Origin of the sequence: Streptomyces sp. NPDC050263 (assembly GCF_040655955.1) — a bacterium.
Taxonomy (GTDB): domain Bacteria; phylum Actinomycetota; class Actinomycetes; order Streptomycetales; family Streptomycetaceae; genus Streptomyces.
Window position 1 is genome coordinate 1 of sequence record NZ_JBFAKW010000104.1, and the last position, 18,270, is coordinate 18,270.

The 18,270-nt window shown below is 67.3% G+C and carries 14 protein-coding genes and 1 tRNA gene; 12 read left to right on the forward strand and 3 right to left on the reverse strand.

Going from position 1 to position 18,270, the window contains the following annotated elements; translation table 11 throughout:
* Positions 1-88 precede the first annotated feature (88 nt).
* Positions 89-721: an NAD(P)H-binding protein gene (locus tag AB0J04_RS33880; protein WP_363172437.1), complete on the reverse strand. Its 633-nt coding sequence runs from the start codon at positions 719-721 to the stop codon at positions 89-91.
* 111 nt (positions 722-832) lie between these two features.
* On the opposite strand from AB0J04_RS33880, the gene AB0J04_RS33885 reads away from it, so the two are divergent.
* Positions 833-1,420 (forward strand): helix-turn-helix domain-containing protein, encoded by a 588-nt coding sequence (locus AB0J04_RS33885; RefSeq protein WP_363172438.1) that lies wholly within the window; start codon positions 833-835, stop codon positions 1,418-1,420.
* 13 nt (positions 1,421-1,433) lie between these two features.
* Here AB0J04_RS33885 and AB0J04_RS33890 read toward each other — a convergent pair whose 3' ends face one another.
* Positions 1,434-2,465 (reverse strand): adenosine deaminase, encoded by a 1,032-nt coding sequence (locus tag AB0J04_RS33890; protein WP_363172439.1) that lies wholly within the window; start codon positions 2,463-2,465, stop codon positions 1,434-1,436.
* A gap of 125 nt (positions 2,466-2,590) precedes the next feature.
* A complete protein-coding gene (locus tag AB0J04_RS33895) occupies positions 2,591-3,817 on the reverse strand; it encodes a pyridoxal phosphate-dependent aminotransferase (protein ID WP_363172440.1) in 1,227 nt (408 codons plus the stop codon).
* 272 nt (positions 3,818-4,089) lie between these two features.
* On the opposite strand from AB0J04_RS33895, the gene AB0J04_RS33900 reads away from it, so the two are divergent.
* The 11 genes from AB0J04_RS33900 to AB0J04_RS33950 all read left to right on the forward strand — a co-directional run bounded on the left by AB0J04_RS33900 (position 4,090) and on the right by AB0J04_RS33950 (position 18,257).
* A tRNA-Trp gene (locus AB0J04_RS33900) sits at positions 4,090-4,162 on the forward strand.
* Positions 4,163-4,275: 113 nt separating this feature from the next.
* The gene (secE, locus tag AB0J04_RS33905) at positions 4,276-4,563 is read left to right on the forward strand and encodes a preprotein translocase subunit SecE (protein ID WP_351903911.1); all 288 of its coding nucleotides are present in this window, start codon (positions 4,276-4,278) and stop codon (positions 4,561-4,563) included.
* Positions 4,564-4,643: 80 nt separating this feature from the next.
* Entirely contained in the window at positions 4,644-5,477 is an 834-nt protein-coding gene (gene nusG / locus AB0J04_RS33910; protein ID WP_363172441.1) for a transcription termination/antitermination protein NusG, read from the forward strand.
* 169 nt (positions 5,478-5,646) lie between these two features.
* Entirely contained in the window at positions 5,647-6,081 is a 435-nt protein-coding gene (gene rplK / locus AB0J04_RS33915; protein ID WP_019072313.1) for a 50S ribosomal protein L11, read from the forward strand.
* Positions 6,082-6,166: 85 nt separating this feature from the next.
* Positions 6,167-6,892 carry a 50S ribosomal protein L1 gene (gene rplA / locus AB0J04_RS33920; protein ID WP_363172442.1) on the forward strand — a complete coding sequence of 242 codons (726 nt, stop codon included), beginning with the start codon at positions 6,167-6,169 and terminating at the stop codon, positions 6,890-6,892.
* A gap of 162 nt (positions 6,893-7,054) precedes the next feature.
* Positions 7,055-7,969, forward strand: coding sequence for a hypothetical protein (locus AB0J04_RS33925; protein ID WP_363172443.1), 915 nt, complete (start codon positions 7,055-7,057; stop codon positions 7,967-7,969).
* 120 nt (positions 7,970-8,089) lie between these two features.
* Positions 8,090-8,884: a hypothetical protein gene (locus AB0J04_RS33930; RefSeq protein WP_363172444.1), complete on the forward strand. Its 795-nt coding sequence runs from the start codon at positions 8,090-8,092 to the stop codon at positions 8,882-8,884.
* Between the two features lie 274 nt (positions 8,885-9,158).
* Positions 9,159-9,689, forward strand: a complete 531-nt coding sequence (gene rplJ / locus AB0J04_RS33935) for a 50S ribosomal protein L10 (RefSeq protein WP_363172445.1) — start codon at positions 9,159-9,161, stop codon at positions 9,687-9,689.
* Between the two features lie 112 nt (positions 9,690-9,801).
* Complete coding sequence (gene rplL, locus AB0J04_RS33940; protein WP_363172446.1) at positions 9,802-10,185, forward strand: 50S ribosomal protein L7/L12; 384 nt, start codon at positions 9,802-9,804, stop codon at positions 10,183-10,185.
* A gap of 576 nt (positions 10,186-10,761) precedes the next feature.
* Complete coding sequence (gene rpoB, locus AB0J04_RS33945) at positions 10,762-14,247, forward strand: DNA-directed RNA polymerase subunit beta (protein ID WP_363172447.1); 3,486 nt, start codon at positions 10,762-10,764, stop codon at positions 14,245-14,247.
* A 110-nt stretch (positions 14,248-14,357) separates the two neighbouring features.
* Complete coding sequence (locus tag AB0J04_RS33950) at positions 14,358-18,257, forward strand: DNA-directed RNA polymerase subunit beta' (protein WP_363172448.1); 3,900 nt, start codon at positions 14,358-14,360, stop codon at positions 18,255-18,257.
* Positions 18,258-18,270: the final 13 nt, after the last annotated feature.

Below are 18,270 nucleotides of genomic sequence, written 5' to 3' on the forward strand. Positions count from 1 at the left end.
AGCAGCGATATGGCACAACGACGCCACCGGACAGCCCGTCCTACGCTCACTGACCGCCTACGATCACTGACCCCTTGGAATCGATCATCTAGTAGGCCACCCCCACCCCCTGCTTCGCCGTCCCCGTGTCCGCCACCATGGCGAGCATCGCGTGCGCCACGTCGGCGCGTCCGATGAACCGGCCCTTGGGCGGGAAGCCGCCCACCACCGTCCGGTACGACCCGGTGACCGGCTTGTTCTGGAGCCGCGGCGGCCGGACGACCGTCCAGTCCGTGGCGCTGCGCGTCAGCTCCGCCTCCATCTCGCGCAGGTCGGCGTACACGTCCTTCAGGGCGGCCGAGACGATCCCGCGCACCGTGCGGTCCAGGAATCCGTCGCCCGCCGGCTCGGGGCCGACCGGGCCGGCGCTCACCACGAGCAGCCGGCGTACGCCCTCCGCCTCCAGGGCCGACAGCACCGTGCGGGTGAGCCGGGTGGCGACCCCGGCGGCCTTGCGGTCGCGTGCGCCGAGCCCGGACAGGACGGCGTCCCGGCCGGCCACGGCGGGGCGCAGTGCCTCCGGGTCGGACAGGTCCGCGCGGACCACCTCCAGGCGGGCGCCGGTGACGGCGAGCCCGGCCGGGTCCCGTACGACGGCCGTGACCTCGTGGCCCGCCTCCAGGGCCTGGCGGACGATCTCCCCGCCGATGCCTCCGGTGGCGCCGAAAACCGTGAACTTCATGGCACGCTCCCGAGTTCGGTTCTGCTCCGGTCAGGTGGGTGAGTATTCACTCACCACCTCCTCCCTCTAGAGTGGGTAAGCATTCACTCACCCGTCAAGAGGGGAACCCGCATGGATCGACCGGCCCGCGTCCGCATCCTCGACGCCGCGCACGAGCTGATGCTCACCGTCGGACTGACCCGTGCCACCACCAAGGAGATCGCGAAGGCGGCCGGCTGCTCCGAGGCGGCGCTCTACAAGTACTTCGCGAACAAGGAGGAGCTGTTCATCAGGGTCCTCAGCGAACGGCTCCCGCGGCTCACCCCGCTGCTCAGCAGCCTCGCGGCCGAGCCCGGACGCGGCACCCTGGAGGGCAACCTCACCGAGATCGCCCGCCAGGCCGCCCTCTTCTATGAGCAGAGCTTCCCGATCGCGGCCTCCCTGTACGCCGAGACACAGCTCAAGCGACGGCACGACGAGGCCATGCGGGGACTGGGCGCCGGGCCGCACGTGCCGATCGAGCAGCTCGCCGCCTATCTGCGGGCCGAGCAGGGCATCGGCCGGGTGCGGGCGGACGCGGACCCGTTCGCCGCGGCCTCGCTGCTGATGGGGGCCTGCGCGCAGCGGGCGTTCGCGTACGACGCGACGCAGGAGCGGCCGGAGCCGAACGACTTCGCCGCCCGCCTGGCGCGCACGCTCCTCGCGGGCGTCGCCGCCTGAATGCGGGACCGGCCTACGAGGCCAGCCAGTCGTCCACGCCCGCCAGCAGCTTGGCCCGTACGTCCTCCGGGGCCGCCGAACCACGTACCGACTGGCGGGCCAGTTCCGCCAACTCCTCGTCCGTGAAGGCGTGGTGGCGGCGGGCGATGTCGTACTGGGCCGCGAGGCGGGCGCCGAACAGCAGCGGGTCGTCGGCGCCCAGGGCCATCGGCACGCCCGCGTCGAACAGGGTGCGCAGCGGAACGTCCTCCGGCTTCTCGTAGACCCCCAGAGCCACGTTCGACGCCGGGCACACCTCGCAGGTCACGCCGCGGTCGGCGAGCCGCTTCAGCAGCCTGGGGTCCTCGGCCGCCCGCACCCCGTGGCCCAGCCGGTTGGCGTGCAGATCGTCCAGGCAGTCGCGGACGGAGAACGGGCCGGTCAACTCGCCGCCGTGCGGGGCGGACAGCAGCCCGCCGTCCCGCGCGATCGCGAACGCACGGTCGAAGTCCCGTGCCATGCCCCGCCGTTCGTCGTTCGACAGCCCGAACCCGACCACCCCGCGGTCGGCGTACCGGACGGCCAGCCGGGCCAGGGTGCGGGCGTCCAGCGGATGCTTCATACGGTTCGCCGCGACCAGCACCCGCATCCCGAGCCCGGTGTCGCGCGAGGCCGTCTCCACGGCGTCCAGGATGATCTCCAGCGCCGGGATCAGCCCGCCCAGCCGGGGCGCGTACGAGGTCGGGTCCACCTGGATCTCCAGCCAGCCCGAGCCGTCCTTCAGGTCCTCCTCGGCGGCCTCCCGCACCAGCCGCTGGATGTCCTCGGGCTCCCGCACGCACGAGCGTGCCGCGTCGTAGAGGCGCTGGAAGCGGAACCAGCCCCGTTCGTCGGTGGCCCGCAGCTTCGGCGGCTCGCCGCTCGTCAGCGCCTCGATCAGCGCTTCGGGCAGCCGCACGCCGTACTTGTCGGCCAGTTCCAGCACGGTGGTGGCCCGCATCGACCCGGTGAAGTGCAGGTGCAGATGGGCTTTAGGCAGTTCAGAGACATCACGTACACGCTCCATTCAAGGATCCTGCCGCACGCGCGCGTGGTCTCGGTAGCGCTTTCCCCGATAGTGGCCTTGCTCGCACAAAGCAGCGGGCCGCCTCCCGAAGGAGACGGCCCGCCGACCTGCTCTCAAGAGCAGGTTCAGTCCCTGGCCTCCGCCAGCAGCTTCTGGATGCGGCTCACGCCCTCGACGAGGTCCTCGTCGCCCAGCGCGTACGACAGCCGCAGGTAGCCCGGGGTGCCGAAGGCCTCACCCGGCACCACCGCGACCTCGGCCTCCTCCAGGATCAGCGCGGCCAGCTCGACGGAGTCCTGCGGGCGCTTGCCGCGGATCTCCTTGCCGAGCAGCCCCTTCACCGACGGGTACGCGTAGAAGGCGCCCTCGGGCTCCGGGCAGAGCACGCCGTCGATCTCGTTGAGCATCCGCACGATCGTCTTGCGGCGGCGGTCGAAGGCCTCGCGCATCTGCTCGACGGCCGACAGATCACCGGAGACGGCGGCCAGCGCGGCGACCTGCGCCACGTTGGAGACGTTCGAGGTGGCGTGCGACTGCAGGTTGGTCGCGGCCTTGACGACGTCCTTCGGGCCGATGATCCAGCCCACCCGCCAGCCGGTCATCGCATACGTCTTGGCGACGCCGTTGACGACGATGCACTTGTCGCGCAGCTCGGGCAGGACGGCCGGCAGCGAGGTGAACGTGGCGTCGCCGTAGACGAGGTGCTCGTAGATCTCGTCCGTCATCACCCACAGGCCGTGCTCCACGGCCCAGCGGCCGATCGCCTCGGTGTCCTCGGCGCTGTAGACCGCGCCGGTCGGGTTGGACGGGGAGACGAAGAGCACGACCTTGGTGTTCTCGGTGCGCGCCGCCTCCAGCTGCTCGACGGAGACCCGGTAGCCGGTCGTCTCGTCGGCGACGACCTCCACCGGGACACCGCCGGCCAGCCGGATCGACTCCGGGTACGTGGTCCAGTACGGCGCCGGGACGATGACCTCGTCGCCCGGGTCGAGGATCGCGGCGAACGCGTTGTAGATCGCCTGCTTGCCGCCGTTGGTGACCAGGATCTGCGAGGTCTCGACCTCGTAGCCGGAGTCGCGCAGCGTCTTCGCGGCGATCGCGGCCTTCAGCTCGGGCAGGCCGCCGGCCGGCGTGTAGCGGTGGTACTTGGGGTCCTGGCAGGCCGCGACGGCGGCTTCGACTACGTAGTCCGGGGTCGGGAAGTCGGGCTCTCCGGCGCCGAAGCCGATCACCGGCCGCCCGGCGGCCTTCAGGGCCTTGGCCTTGGCGTCCACGGCGAGAGTGGCGGACTCGGAGATCGCGCCGACGCGGGCGGAGACCCGGCGCTCGGTGGGAGGGGTTGCAGCGCTCATGGGGCCCATGGTTTCAGACCGGAAACCACCATGGCACACGGGTTTCATCTACTGAACATGTAAGGGCAGGGCGCTGAACATCAGTCCGGATTCGCCGCTCCTTCCCTCTTCGGACCGGACGATCTTTCACGGACGAAGCCTCCACGGGCACTTTCCGTTCGACGAGGCGCTCAAGACCACGTACACTCACACGTCGTTGGCCTTCAACAGCCGCACCGCCACAGGTGCACACCGAGCACCCGGTCGGATGCGGTAAGTTGGGGACGACGCAAAGGGTCGTAGCTCAATTGGTAGAGCACTGGTCTCCAAAACCAGCGGTTGGGGGTTCAAGTCCCTCCGGCCCTGCTACACACACCTCGCCAGGATGTGTGCGCAGCGCATGTACGTACAGCAATGCACTCGCCGTGCGGCTCAGACCGGGCGCGGCACGGCCACGACCCGGGAACAGGTGAGGACGAATGGCGGACGCCGTGGGCTCCATCGATACGCCTGATGCCCAGGATGAAGTGCCTGAGGCGACGAAGAAGACCCGCAAGGGCGGCAAGCGCGCCAAGAAGGGCCCGCTGAAGCGTCTCGCGCTCTTCTACCGCCAGATCGTCGCGGAGCTCCGCAAGGTCGTATGGCCCACGCGGGGCCAGCTGACGACGTACACGACCGTGGTGATCGTCTTCGTGGTCATCATGATCGGCCTGGTGACCGTGATTGACTATGGACTCAGCCACGCCGCCAAGTACGTCTTCGGCTGAACCAAGAGCGAAGGGCGCCGAGGTATCCGGCGCCCCTTTCGCATGTTCCACCCCTATGTATCCAGGAAGAAGCAGCCACCGTGTCTGACCAGAACCTGAACGAGGACGTCGAGTCCGTGGACGACGAGCTCGACATCGTCGAGGGCGCGGACGATGACCTGGACGAGTTCGAGGCTGCCGAGGCCGAAGCGGGCGAGCCCGCGGAGGAAGCCGCGCTCCACGTCGAGGATGAGGACGAGGAAGCCGCGGACGAGGACGTCGTCGAAGAGGCCGAGGAAGAAGAGCCGGCCGAGCCCGTCGACCCCGTCGTCGCCCTGCGCGAGGAACTGCGCACCCTCCCCGGCGAGTGGTACGTGATCCACACGTACGCCGGTTACGAGAACCGCGTGAAGACCAACCTGGAGCAGCGCGCCGTCTCGCTGAACGTCGAGGACTACATCTTCCAGGCCGAGGTGCCGCAGGAAGAGGTCGTCCAGATCAAGAACGGCGACCGCAAGACCATTCGTCAGAACAAGCTCCCCGGCTATGTGCTGGTGCGCATGGACCTGACGAACGAGTCCTGGGGCGTCGTCCGCAACACCCCCGGCGTCACCGGCTTCGTGGGCAACGCCTACGACCCGTACCCGCTGACCCTGGACGAGATCGTCAAGATGCTCGCCCCGGAGGCCGAGGAGAAGGCCGCCCGTGAGGCCGCCGAGGCCGAGGGCAAGCCGGCTCCGGCCCGTAAGGTCGAGGTCCAGGTGCTGGACTTCGAGGTGGGCGACTCGGTCACCGTCACCGACGGCCCGTTCGCCACGCTGCAGGCCACGATCAACGAGATCAACGCCGACTCGAAGAAGGTCAAGGGCCTCGTCGAGATCTTCGGCCGCGAGACCCCGGTCGAGCTGAGCTTCGACCAGATCCAGAAGAACTAGCTTCTCTGGAACACACGCCTCCGACCAGGTCAGGCGGGCTGTCACAGCTCGCCTGACCTGCTCGGTTTTTGGCCGCGCATAGATACCCGTTATTGTTGTGCGGTATGCCTCCATCCGGATCATCCGGATGGGACGGCTGAAAAACTCTCACTAGGACCCGGAGAGAGCAATGCCTCCCAAGAAGAAGAAGGTCACGGGGCTCATCAAGCTCCAGATCAACGCCGGTGCGGCGAACCCCGCACCGCCGGTCGGCCCCGCGCTCGGCCAGCACGGCGTCAACATCATGGAGTTCTGCAAGGCCTACAACGCCGCGACCGAGTCGCAGCGTGGCTGGGTGATCCCGGTGGAGATCACGGTCTACGAGGACCGCTCCTTCACCTTCGTCACCAAGACGCCGCCGGCCGCGAAGATGATCCTCAAGGCCGCTGGTGTCGAGAAGGGCTCGGGCGAGCCGCACAAGACCAAGGTCGCCAAGATCACCCAGGCGCAGGTCCGCGAGATCGCCACGACCAAGCTGCCCGACCTGAACGCCAACGACCTGGACGCCGCGTCGAAGATCATCGCCGGCACCGCCCGCTCCATGGGCATCACGGTCGAAGGCTGAACCGCAGCCCCGTAGCACCTTCGTAGCACCGTGGCAGGGCCTGCTCGGCCCGTACCACGACTCCTCAAGACACACTGGAGCAGTAGTGAGCAAGCGCAGCAAGTCCCTCCGCGCTGCGGACGCCAAGATCGACCGGGAGAAGCTCTACGCCCCGCTCGAGGCCGTCCGTCTCGCCAAGGAGACCTCCACGAGCAAGTTCGACGGCACCGTCGAGGTCGCCTTCCGCCTGGGTGTCGACCCGCGCAAGGCCGACCAGATGGTCCGTGGCACCGTGAACCTGCCGCACGGCACCGGCAAGACCGCCCGGGTCCTGGTCTTCGCGACCGGTGACCGTGCTGCGGCCGCGGAGGGCGCGGGCGCCGACATCGTCGGCTCCGACGAACTGATCGACGAGGTCGCGAAGGGCCGTCTGGACTTCGACGCCGTCGTCGCCACCCCGGACCTCATGGGCAAGGTCGGCCGCCTCGGCCGCGTGCTCGGTCCGCGTGGTCTGATGCCGAACCCGAAGACCGGCACGGTCACCCCCGACGTGGCCAAGGCCGTCACGGAGATCAAGGGCGGAAAGATCGAGTTCCGCGTCGACAAGCACTCGAACCTGCACTTCATCATCGGCAAGTCGTCCTTCGACGACACCAAGCTGGTGGAGAACTACGGCGCGGCCCTGGACGAGATCCTTCGTCTGAAGCCGTCCGCCGCCAAGGGTCGCTACATCAAGAAGGCCGCGATCAGCACCACGATCGGCCCCGGCATCCAGGTCGACCCCAACCGCACCCGGAACCTTCTCGTCGAGGAGGACCCGGCCGCGGTCTGAACCTGACGGTTCGCATCGGTCGGCGACGAGCCCCGCAACCTTTCGAGGTGCGGGGCTCGTCCCTTTTTGTCGTACGTCTCTTTTTTCGTACAGCAGTCTCGGCCGGTTGTCAGTGCTGTGCGTTAGCGTGCAGTCACGGGAAATTCTTGGGGGGTGGGGCGAATGAAGCGTGCGATCGTGCGCCGCGTGGGCCTGTCGATCGGTGCGATGGCGCTGGTGGCGGGGGTGACCGCCTGTAGCGGTTCCGGCGGTTCCAGCGGCTCCGGCGACTCCGGCAGTTCCGACAAGGGTGGGGAGGGCAGCGCACGGCTCAGCCCCGTCGCCGCCCTGCTGACCGCCGAGAAGTCCACCGACGGCGCGGACTCCGCGAAGGTCGAGTCGACCACCACCATGGGCTCCGTGATGTCGATGACCGCCGACGGCGCCCTCGGCTGGGGCGACGGCCTCACCGGCACCCTCACCATCACGTACACCGGCGGCACCATGGCCGAGACGATGCGGCAGATCGGCACCACGTCGATGGAGGCCCGCTATCTGCCCGACGCCTACTACGCGAAGATGGGCGACGCCTTCGCGGATCAGGCCGGCGGCAAGCACTGGATCAAGTACGCGTACGACGACCTGGAGAGCCTCGGCGGCAGCTCCGGTGCGTATCTCAAGGACCAGATGCAGAACACCACCCCGAACCAGTCGGTGAAGCTGCTGCTGGCCTCAGGGGATGTGCGCGAGGTCGGCGAGGAGCGGGTGCGGGGCCGGCAGACCACGCACTACTCGGGGACGGTCGACGTGAGCGACCTCGCCGAGAAGAACTCCAGCCTCAGCCAGAGCCAGCTCGACGACCTGAAGAAGACGTTGGAGCAGGCCGGCGTCACCACCGAGACCGTCGACATCTGGGTCGACGACCGGGACCTCCTGGTCAAGAAGGTCGAGAAGGGCGAGACGACGGAGGGCGCCTATATGCAGACCGCCTACTACAGCGACTACGGCACCGAGGTCTCCGTGGACGTGCCCCCGGCGAGCGACACCGCGGACTTCACGGAGCTGGTGAAGCAGCAGGGCGGGAGCGCCGGCTCGTAATTCACGGGACCTCTCCCGGCCCTCTGGGATACCTTCACGGTCTTGCTGTGCATAGGCCATGTGTTCGCCATGGGCCCACCGGGTCGGTGGCGCTCCGGCTGGTTCTCTGGGGGAAATTGGATGAGGTCTTCCGTGGGTGTCCTCGGGCTGTCCGCGTTGCTCGTCGCCGGGTGCGCGGCGGTGGACGGTACGGAGAGCGGCGGCGACTCGGCCGCCGCCGCGGCCGCCGTCGCCCGGGCCGCCGAGAAGGCGGAGCAGCCCGGGTCCCTGCGCTATCGCATGACAGGCCGGACCCCGGAGGAGGGGCGGATCGAGGGCGAGGCCGCGATCGGCACGAAGCCGCAGGCCATGCTCCTGAAGTCCACCGTGCTCAGCGGCCCCGACAAGGGGACGGGCGAGTTCCGGTTCGTCGACGGGGTGCTGTACGTGGGCAGCGACGAGGCGGGGGAGGACGGCAAGCACTGGATCAAGTTCGGCAAGCCGGGCGCCAACGGCGGGATGGCCGACAAGGTCCGCGACAACCCCTCCCACGAGACCGGCTTCCTCGCCGCGGCCGACGACCTCAAGAAGGCCGGCGCCGAGACCGTCGAGGGCGTCCGCACCACCCACTACACGGGCACGGCCACCGTCGACGACATCCGCGCCTCCTACGAGGACGACGAGACGAAGGTCCGGCAGCGGACCGAGAAGAGCCTCGCCCAGTACGAGAAGCTGGGCGTGGACGAGTTGACCATGGACCTGTGGATCGACGCCGAGGACCGCACGCGGCGGCTGCGCATGCAGGGCTTCGGACGGCACGGCGAGCTCGACCTCACCCTCACCTTCTTCGACTTCGGCAAGCCCGTGACGGTGAAGGCGCCGCCCGCCTCGGACACCATGGACATGGCCGAGATGCTGGACACCGCCGGGGACTGAGGGCGGATTTGCCTGCCGGTGGCCCGTTCACGTACTCTCCTCGAGAAGCCAAAGACCGCTGGTCGTTGCCGTGCCCTCACAGGAGAGTGCGGTGGCCGAAGGATCCGCTGCAATGCGGACGACCCGCGCAGGTGACTGTGGAATTGCTCCCGGATGGAATCCGCCCACGGAATTCGTTCGGTCGAGCTACGCCCCGTGCACCTGTGCCGGGGCGTTTCGTTTGTCCCAGCCCCTTCTGAGCGGTCCTCATCACCCGGAAGGAGGCCGACGCTCTATGGCAAGGCCCGACAAGGCTGCCGCGGTAGCCGAGCTGGCGGACGCGTTCCGCGGTTCGAACGCCGCCGTGCTGACCGAGTACCGGGGTCTCACCGTGGCGCAGCTCAAGACGCTGCGTCGTTCGCTCGGTGAGAACGCCCAGTACGCCGTGGTGAAGAACACGCTGACCAAGATTGCGGCCAACGAGGCCGGGATCTCCTCGCTCGACGACCTTTTCAACGGTCCGACGGCGGTCGCCTTCATCACCGGTGACCCGGTGGAGTCGGCGAAGGGTCTTCGTGACTTCGCCAAGGACAACCCGAACCTCGTCATCAAGGGCGGTGTCCTTGACGGCAAGGCGCTGTCCGCCGACGAGATCAAGAAGCTTGCGGACCTCGAGTCCCGCGAGGTTCTGCTCAGCAAGCTGGCCGGTGCGTTCAAGGGCAAGCAGTCCCAGGCTGCCTCGCTCTTCCAGGCGCTCCCCTCGAAGCTCGTCCGCACCGTGGACGCGCTTCGTGCCAAGCAGGCCGAGCAGGGCGGTGCCGAGTAATTCGGCTCGCGCATTGACCGCCGCCTGAGGCGACGGTCGTAGCGGGCCGAACGTACGCCCGCCTCACCAGTACATACCGGCACCAGCCGAATTAGTGGAAGGATCGCCCACCATGGCGAAGCTCAGCCAGGACGACCTGCTCGCGCAGTTCGAGGAGATGACCCTCATCGAGCTCTCCGAGTTCGTGAAGGCGTTCGAGGAGAAGTTCGACGTCACCGCCGCCGCGGCCGTCGCCGTCGCCGGCCCGGCCGGGCCGGCCGCCGTTGCCGACGCCGTCGAGGAGCAGGACGAGTTCGACGTCGTCCTCACCGGCGCCGGCGAGAAGAAGATCCAGGTCATCAAGGTCGTGCGCGAGCTGACCTCCCTGGGTCTCAAGGAGGCCAAGGACCTCGTGGACGGCGCCCCGAAGCCCGTTCTGGAGAAGGTCGCCAAGGAGGCCGCGGAGAAGGCTGCCGAGTCCCTCAAGGCCGCTGGCGCCTCCGTCGAGGTCAAGTAACACTGCGCGGTCGGCGACGACCGCACGCGTTGGCTGAAAGAGTCCCCTCGGGGCTGTAACGCCCGCGCACCGAAGAGCGATCATCCATCTGGGTGGTCGCTCTTCGTCGTTCCTGGGAGCGCGGCCACGGTTGCCTTGCACCCCCCTGACCGGGGGGTATGGTGATCTTCGTCGTGTCTCCGAGCGCCTTGGCCGGTGCAGGGGGGCCTTGACGAACCGCACGCAGCGCGCAATTCTCAGGACGCGTCGTCACAAGGATCCGAATCCGAGGCATGGATCGACGGCGAAGTGGGCAGTATGACCGTGCGTTGAGGGCTACCGGACCGAGGGCGTTGAGAACAACGAGGGTCTCGAAAAACCCGCACTGGACATCAGTGTGCCAAGTGGCTACACTGACCCTTTGCGCTGCCTGTTAGCTGTCCCCTGCCCGTCACCAGGGGCATGCCCTCCCTTTAGCCCGGACGATCAGACCATGTCTCACCTGGCCTTTTGCCAGATTGAGAAATGTCTGTCGCTGTGCGCGAGAGAGGGGCCGGTACGCGCGTAGTGAGTCCGAGCCCTCGGAAGGACCCCCTCTTGGCCGCCTCGCGCAACGCCTCGACCGCGAATACGAACAACGGCGCCAGCACTGCCCCGCTGCGCATCTCCTTTGCAAAGATCAAGGAGCCCCTCGAGGTTCCCAACCTGCTCGCGTTGCAGACCGAGAGCTTTGACTGGCTGCTCGGGAACACCGCCTGGCAGAGTCGGGTCGAGGCGGCTCTGGAGTCCGGTCAGGACGTCCCCACGAAGTCCGGTCTGGAGGAGATCTTCGAGGAGATCTCCCCGATCGAGGACTTCTCCGGGTCGATGTCGCTGACCTTCCGCGACCACCGTTTCGAGCCGCCGAAGAACAGCATCGACGAGTGCAAGGACCGTGACTTCACGTACGCGGCCCCGCTCTTCGTGACGGCCGAGTTCACGAACAACGAGACCGGCGAGATCAAGTCCCAGACGGTCTTCATGGGCGACTTCCCGCTCATGACGAACAAGGGCACCTTCGTCATCAACGGCACCGAGCGTGTCGTGGTGTCGCAGCTGGTCCGTTCGCCGGGTGTCTACTTCGACTCCTCCATCGACAAGACGTCCGACAAGGACATCTTCTCCGCCAAGATCATCCCCTCCCGGGGCGCCTGGCTGGAGATGGAGATCGACAAGCGCGACATGGTCGGTGTGCGCATCGACCGCAAGCGCAAGCAGTCCGTCACCGTTCTCCTGAAGGCTCTCGGCTGGACGACCGAGCAGATCCTGGAGGAGTTCGGCGAGTACGAGTCCATGCGCGCCACCCTGGAGAAGGACCACACCCAGGGCCAGGACGACGCGCTGCTCGACATCTACCGCAAGCTGCGTCCGGGCGAGCCGCCGACCCGTGAGGCCGCGCAGACGCTGCTCGAGAACCTCTACTTCAACCCCAAGCGCTACGACCTCGCCAAGGTCGGCCGCTACAAGGTGAACAAGAAGCTCGGTGCGGACGAGCCGCTGGACGCCGGCGTGCTCACCACCGACGACATCATCGCCACGATCAAGTACCTGGTGAAGCTGCACGCCGGCGAGACCGAGACGGTGGCCGAGTCCGGCCGCTCGATCATGGTCGAGACCGACGACATCGACCACTTCGGCAACCGTCGTATCCGCAGCGTCGGCGAGCTCATCCAGAACCAGGTCCGCACGGGTCTGGCTCGTATGGAGCGCGTCGTCCGTGAGCGGATGACGACCCAGGACGTCGAGGCGATCACGCCGCAGACCCTGATCAACATCCGGCCGGTCGTCGCCTCCATCAAGGAGTTCTTCGGCACCAGCCAGCTGTCCCAGTTCATGGACCAGAACAACCCGCTGTCGGGTCTGACGCACAAGCGTCGTCTCAACGCGCTCGGCCCGGGTGGTCTCTCCCGTGAGCGGGCCGGCTTCGAGGTCCGTGACGTTCACCCGTCGCACTACGGCCGTATGTGCCCGATCGAGACGCCGGAAGGCCCGAACATCGGTCTGATCGGCTCGCTGGCCTCCTACGGCCGGATCAACCCGTTCGGTTTCATCGAGACGCCGTACCGCAAGGTCGTCGAGGGCACGGTCACCGACGAGGTCGACTACCTGACCGCCGACGAGGAGGACCGCTTCGTCATCGCGCAGGCCAACGCGCCGCTCTCCGACGAGTTCCGCTTCGAGGAGTCCCGCGTCCTGGTCCGCCGTCGTGGCGGAGAGATCGACTACGTCCCCGGTGACGACGTCGACTACATGGACGTCTCGCCGCGCCAGATGGTGTCGGTCGCGACCGCCATGATCCCGTTCCTGGAGCACGACGACGCCAACCGTGCCCTCATGGGCGCGAACATGATGCGTCAGGCCGTGCCCCTCATCAAGTCCGAGGCCCCGCTCGTCGGCACCGGCATGGAGTACCGCTCCGCAGCCGACGCCGGTGACGTGGTCAAGGCCGAGAAGGCGGGTGTGGTCCAGGAGGTCTCCGCGGACTACATCACCACGACGAACGACGACGGCACGTACATCACGTACCGCCTGGCCAAGTTCGCCCGGTCCAACCAGGGCACCTCGGTCAACCAGAAGGTCATCGTCGACGAGGGCGACCGGATCATCGAGGGCCAGGTCCTGGCCGACGGTCCGGCCACCGAGAACGGCGAGATGGCGCTGGGCAAGAACCTGCTCGTGGCGTTCATGCCGTGGGAGGGTCACAACTACGAGGACGCGATCATCCTGTCGCAGCGCCTCGTGCAGGACGACGTCCTCTCCTCGATCCACATCGAGGAGCACGAGGTCGACGCCCGTGACACCAAGCTCGGCCCCGAGGAGATCACCCGGGACATCCCGAACGTCTCCGAGGAGGTCCTCGCCGACCTCGACGAGCGCGGCATCATCCGCATCGGCGCCGAGGTCGTCGCCGGAGACATCCTCGTCGGCAAGGTCACGCCCAAGGGCGAGACCGAGCTGACCCCGGAGGAGCGCCTGCTGCGCGCGATCTTCGGTGAGAAGGCCCGTGAGGTCCGTGACACCTCGCTGAAGGTCCCGCACGGCGAGATCGGCAAGGTCATCGGCGTCCGCGTCTTCGACCGCGAGGAGGGCGACGAGCTGCCGCCCGGCGTCAACCAGCTGGTCCGTGTGTATGTTGCGCAGAAGCGCAAGATCACCGACGGTGACAAGCTCGCCGGCCGACACGGCAACAAGGGTGTCATCTCCAAGATCCTGCCCATCGAGGACATGCCGTTCCTCGAGGACGGGACCCCGGTCGACATCATCCTCAACCCGCTCGGTGTGCCGTCCCGAATGAACCCGGGACAGGTTCTGGAGATCCACCTCGGCTGGCTCGCCAGCCGTGGCTGGGACGTCTCCGGGCTCGGCGAGGACTGGGCGCAGCGGCTCCAGGTCATCGGCGCCGACTCGGTCGCCCCCGGCACCAACGTCGCGACCCCGGTCTTCGACGGTGCGCGCGAGGACGAGCTGGCGGGTCTGCTCCAGCACACCATCCCGAACCGCGACGGCGAGCGCATGGTGCAGCCGACCGGCAAGGCGAGGATGTTCGACGGCCGCTCCGGTGAGCCGTTCCCGGACCCGATCTCCATCGGCTACATGTACATCCTGAAGCTGCACCACCTGGTCGACGACAAGCTGCACGCCCGCTCGACCGGTCCGTACTCGATGATCACCCAGCAGCCGCTGGGTGGTAAGGCGCAGTTCGGCGGTCAGCGCTTCGGTGAGATGGAGGTGTGGGCGCTGGAGGCTTACGGCGCCGCGTACGCCCTCCAGGAGCTCCTGACCATCAAGTCCGACGACGTGACCGGCCGCGTGAAGGTCTACGAGGCCATCGTCAAGGGCGAGAACATCCCCGAGCCCGGCATCCCCGAGTCCTTCAAGGTGCTCATCAAGGAGATGCAGTCTCTCTGCCTGAACGTGGAGGTGCTGTCCAGCGACGGTATGTCCATCGAGATGCGTGACACCGACGAGGACGTCTTCCGCGCGGCGGAGGAGCTCGGCATCGACCTGTCCCGGCGCGAGCCGAGCAGCGTCGAAGAGGTCTGACGGGAGTTCGGTCCGGAGGTTCAGCGATGAAGATCCCTGAGCCTCCGGCCGGCCCCGAGACCCCCGTATCAGACCCCAAGACTTACAACCCTGAGAGGGATTGACGCATAGTGCTCGACGTCAACTTCTTCGACGAGCTCCGGATCGGCCTGGCCACGGCGGACGACATCCGTCAGTGGAGCCACGGCGAGGTCAAGAAGCCCGAGACGATCAACTACCGCACGCTCAAGCCCGAAAAGGACGGACTCTTCTGCGAGAAGATCTTCGGTCCGACCCGGGACTGGGAGTGCTACTGCGGCAAGTACAAGCGTGTCCGGTTCAAGGGCATCATCTGCGAGCGCTGCGGCGTCGAGGTCACTCGCGCCAAGGTGCGTCGTGAGCGGATGGGCCACATCGAGCTGGCCGCCCCCGTCACGCACATCTGGTACTTCAAGGGCGTTCCGTCGCGCCTCGGATACCTGCTCGACCTCGCCCCGAAGGACCTCGAGAAGGTCATCTACTTCGCGGCGTACATGATCACGTTCGTCGACGACGAGCGTCGTACGCGTGACCTGCCCTCGCTGGAGGCGCACGTCTCCGTCGAGCGTCAGCAGATCGAGAACCGTCGCGACGCCGACCTCGAGGCCCGCGCCAAGAAGCTCGAGACCGACCTGGCCGAGCTCGAGGCCGAGGGCGCCAAGGCCGATGTGCGCCGCAAGGTGCGCGAAGGCGCCGAGCGGGAGATGAAGCAGCTGCGCGACCGTGCGCAGCGCGAGATCGACCGCCTCGACGAGGTGTGGACGCGCTTCAAGAACCTCAAGGTCCAGGACCTGGAGGGCGACGAGCTCCTCTACCGCGAGCTGCGTGACCGCTTCGGCACGTACTTCGACGGCTCGATGGGCGCCGCGGCGCTGCAGAAGCGCCTGGAGTCCTTCGACCTGGACGAGGAGGCCGAGCGCCTCCGCGAGATCATCCGCACCGGCAAGGGCCAGAAGAAGACCCGTGCGCTCAAGCGCCTCAAGGTCGTCTCCGCGTTCCTGCAGACCAGCAACAGCCCCAAGGGCATGGTGCTGGACTGCGTGCCGGTCATCCCGCCGGACCTTCGCCCGATGGTGCAGCTGGACGGTGGCCGCTTCGCGACCTCCGACCTGAACGACCTGTACCGCCGTGTGATCAACCGCAACAACCGCCTGAAGCGCCTTCTCGACCTCGGTGCGCCCGAGATCATCGTGAACAACGAGAAGCGCATGCTCCAGGAGGCCGTGGACGCGCTGTTCGACAACGGTCGTCGTGGCCGTCCGGTCACCGGTCCCGGTAACCGCCCGCTGAAGTCCCTCAGCGACATGCTGAAGGGCAAGCAGGGTCGATTCCGTCAGAACCTGCTCGGCAAGCGTGTGGACTACTCCGCGCGTTCCGTGATCGTCGTCGGTCCGCAGCTGAAGCTGCACCAGTGCGGTCTGCCGAAGGCGATGGCGCTGGAGCTCTTCAAGCCGTTCGTGATGAAGCGCCTGGTCGACCTGAACCACGCGCAGAACATCAAGAGCGCCAAGCGCATGGTGGAGCGCGGCCGCACCGTCGTGTACGACGTCCTCGAAGAGGTCATCGCCGAGCACCCGGTGCTGCTGAACCGTGCGCCCACCCTGCACCGCCTGGGCATCCAGGCCTTCGAGCCGCAGCTGGTCGAGGGCAAGGCCATCCAGATCCACCCGCTCGTCTGCACCGCGTTCAACGCGGACTTCGACGGTGACCAGATGGCCGTCCACCTGCCGCTCTCCGCGGAGGCGCAGGCCGAGGCGCGCATCCTGATGCTGTCCTCGAACAACATCCTCAAGCCCGCCGACGGCCGTCCGGTGACGATGCCGACCCAGGACATGGTCCTCGGTCTGTTCTTCCTCACCACCGACGGCGAGCTGCGTGACACCAAGGGCGAGGGCCGGTCCTTCGGCTCCACGGCCGAGGCGATCATGGCGTTCGACGCCGGTGAGCTCGCGCTGCAGTCGGCGATCGACATCCGCTTCCCGGTGGGCACCATCCCGCCGCGTGGCTGGACGCCGCCGGCGCGTGAGGAGGGCGAGCCGGAGTGGCAGCAGGGTGACACCTTCCGCCTGCGGACGACCCTGGGCCGTGCGCTCTTCAACGAGCTGCTGCCCGAGGACTACCCGTTCGTCGACTACTCGGTGGGCAAGAAGCAGCTCTCCGAGATCGTCAACGACCTGGCCGAGCGCTACCCCAAGGTCATCGTGGCGGCGACGCTCGACAACCTGAAGGCGTCCGGCTTCTACTGGGCGACCCGTTCCGGCGTCACCGTGGCCATCTCCGACGTCGTCGTTCCCGAGGCGAAGAAGGAGATCGTCAAGGGCTACGAGGCGCAGGACGAGAAGGTCCAGAAGCAGTACGAGCGCGGTCTGATCACCAAGGAAGAGCGCACGCAGGAGCTCATCGCGATCTGGACCAAGGCGACCAACGAGGTCGCCGAGGCGATGAACGCGAACTTCCCCAAGACGAACCCCATCTTCATGATGGTTGACTCGGGTGCCCGAGGAAACATGATGCAGATGCGGCAGATCGCCGGTATGCGTGGTCTGGTGTCGAACGCGAAGAACGAGACCATCCCGCGTCCGATCAAGGCGTCCTTCCGTGAGGGCCTGTCCGTGCTGGAGTACTTCATCTCCACGCACGGCGCCCGTAAGGGTCTGGCGGACACCGCCCTGCGTACCGCCGACTCGGGTTACCTGACCCGTCGTCTGGTGGACGTCTCGCAGGACGTCATCATCCGCGAGGAGGACTGCGGCACCGAGCGCGGTCTGAAGCTGCGGATCGCCTCGAAGGACGAGACCGGCGTTCTGCGCAAGGCCGGGGACGTCGAGACCAGCGTCTACGCCCGCATGCTCGCCGAGGACGTCGTCATCGACGGCAAGGTGATCGCGCCGGCCAACGTGGACCTGGGCGACGTGCTCATCGACCAGCTGGTCCGGCACGGCGTCGAGGAGGTCAAGACCCGCTCGATCCTGACCTGTGAGTCCCAGGTCGGCACCTGCGCCATGTGCTACGGCCGCTCGCTGGCCACCGGCAAGCTGGTCGACATCGGTGAGGCGGTCGGCATCATCGCCGCCCAGTCCATCGGTGAGCCCGGCACCCAGCTGACGATGCGTACCTTCCACACCGGTGGTGTGGCCGGTGACGACATCACGCAGGGTCTGCCGCGTGTCGTCGAGCTCTTCGAGGCCCGTACCCCGAAGGGTGTCGCCCCGATCTCCGAGGCCCAGGGCCGCGTGCGGATCGAGGAGACCGAGAAGACCAAGAAGATCGTCATCACGCCGGACGACGGCAGCGACGAGACGGCGTTCCCGATCTCGAAGCGCGCCCGTCTCCTGGTCAGCGAGGGCGAGCACGTCGAGGTGGGCCAGAAGCTCACCGTGGGTGCCACCAACCCGCACGACGTGCTGCGCATCCTGGGTCAGCGTGCCGTCCAGGTCCACCTGGTCGGCGAGGTCCAGAAGGTGTACAACTCGCAGGGTGTGTCGATCCACGACAAGCACATCGAGATCATCATCCGGCAGATGCTCCGCCGCGTGACGATCATCGAGTCCGGCGACGCCGAGCTGCTGCCCGGCGAACTCGTCGAGCGCTCGAAGTTCGAGGTCGAGAACCGTCGTGTGGTGCAGGAGGGCGGTCACCCGGCCTCCGGTCGTCCGCAGCTCATGGGTATCACCAAGGCCTCGCTGGCCACGGAGTCCTGGCTGTCGGCGGCGTCCTTCCAGGAGACGACCAGGGTGCTGACGGACGCGGCGATCAACGCCAAGTCCGACTCCCTGATCGGCCTCAAGGAGAACGTCATCATCGGTAAGCTCATCCCGGCCGGTACGGGTCTCGCCCGCTACCGCAACATCCGGGTCGAGCCGACCGAAGAGGCCAAGGCCGCGATGTACTCGGCCGTCGGTTACGACGACATCGACTACTCGCCGTTCGGCACGGGCTCCGGCCAGGCCGTTCCGCTGGAGGACTACGACTACGGTCCGTACAACCAGTAGTAGTTGGTTCTGA

Bases quoted from the DNA above. Each gene is read 5' to 3' on its own strand.
- AB0J04_RS33880 (WP_363172437.1), bottom strand. From the start codon at position 721: ATGAAGTTCACGGTTTTCGGCGCCACCGGAGGCATCGGCGGGGAGATC.
- AB0J04_RS33890 (WP_363172439.1), bottom strand. From the start codon at position 2,465: ATGGAGCGTGTACGTGATGTCTCTGAACTGCCTAAAGCCCATCTGCAC.
- rplJ (WP_363172445.1), top strand. From the start codon at position 9,159: ATGGCAAGGCCCGACAAGGCTGCCGCGGTAGCCGAGCTGGCGGACGCG.
- AB0J04_RS33930 (WP_363172444.1), top strand. From the start codon at position 8,090: ATGAGGTCTTCCGTGGGTGTCCTCGGGCTGTCCGCGTTGCTCGTCGCC.
- rplK (WP_019072313.1), top strand. From the start codon at position 5,647: ATGCCTCCCAAGAAGAAGAAGGTCACGGGGCTCATCAAGCTCCAGATC.
- AB0J04_RS33895 (WP_363172440.1), bottom strand. From the start codon at position 3,817: ATGAGCGCTGCAACCCCTCCCACCGAGCGCCGGGTCTCCGCCCGCGTC.
- secE (WP_351903911.1), top strand. From the start codon at position 4,276: ATGGCGGACGCCGTGGGCTCCATCGATACGCCTGATGCCCAGGATGAA.
- AB0J04_RS33885 (WP_363172438.1), top strand. From the start codon at position 833: ATGGATCGACCGGCCCGCGTCCGCATCCTCGACGCCGCGCACGAGCTG.
- rplL (WP_363172446.1), top strand. From the start codon at position 9,802: ATGGCGAAGCTCAGCCAGGACGACCTGCTCGCGCAGTTCGAGGAGATG.
- AB0J04_RS33925 (WP_363172443.1), top strand. From the start codon at position 7,055: ATGAAGCGTGCGATCGTGCGCCGCGTGGGCCTGTCGATCGGTGCGATG.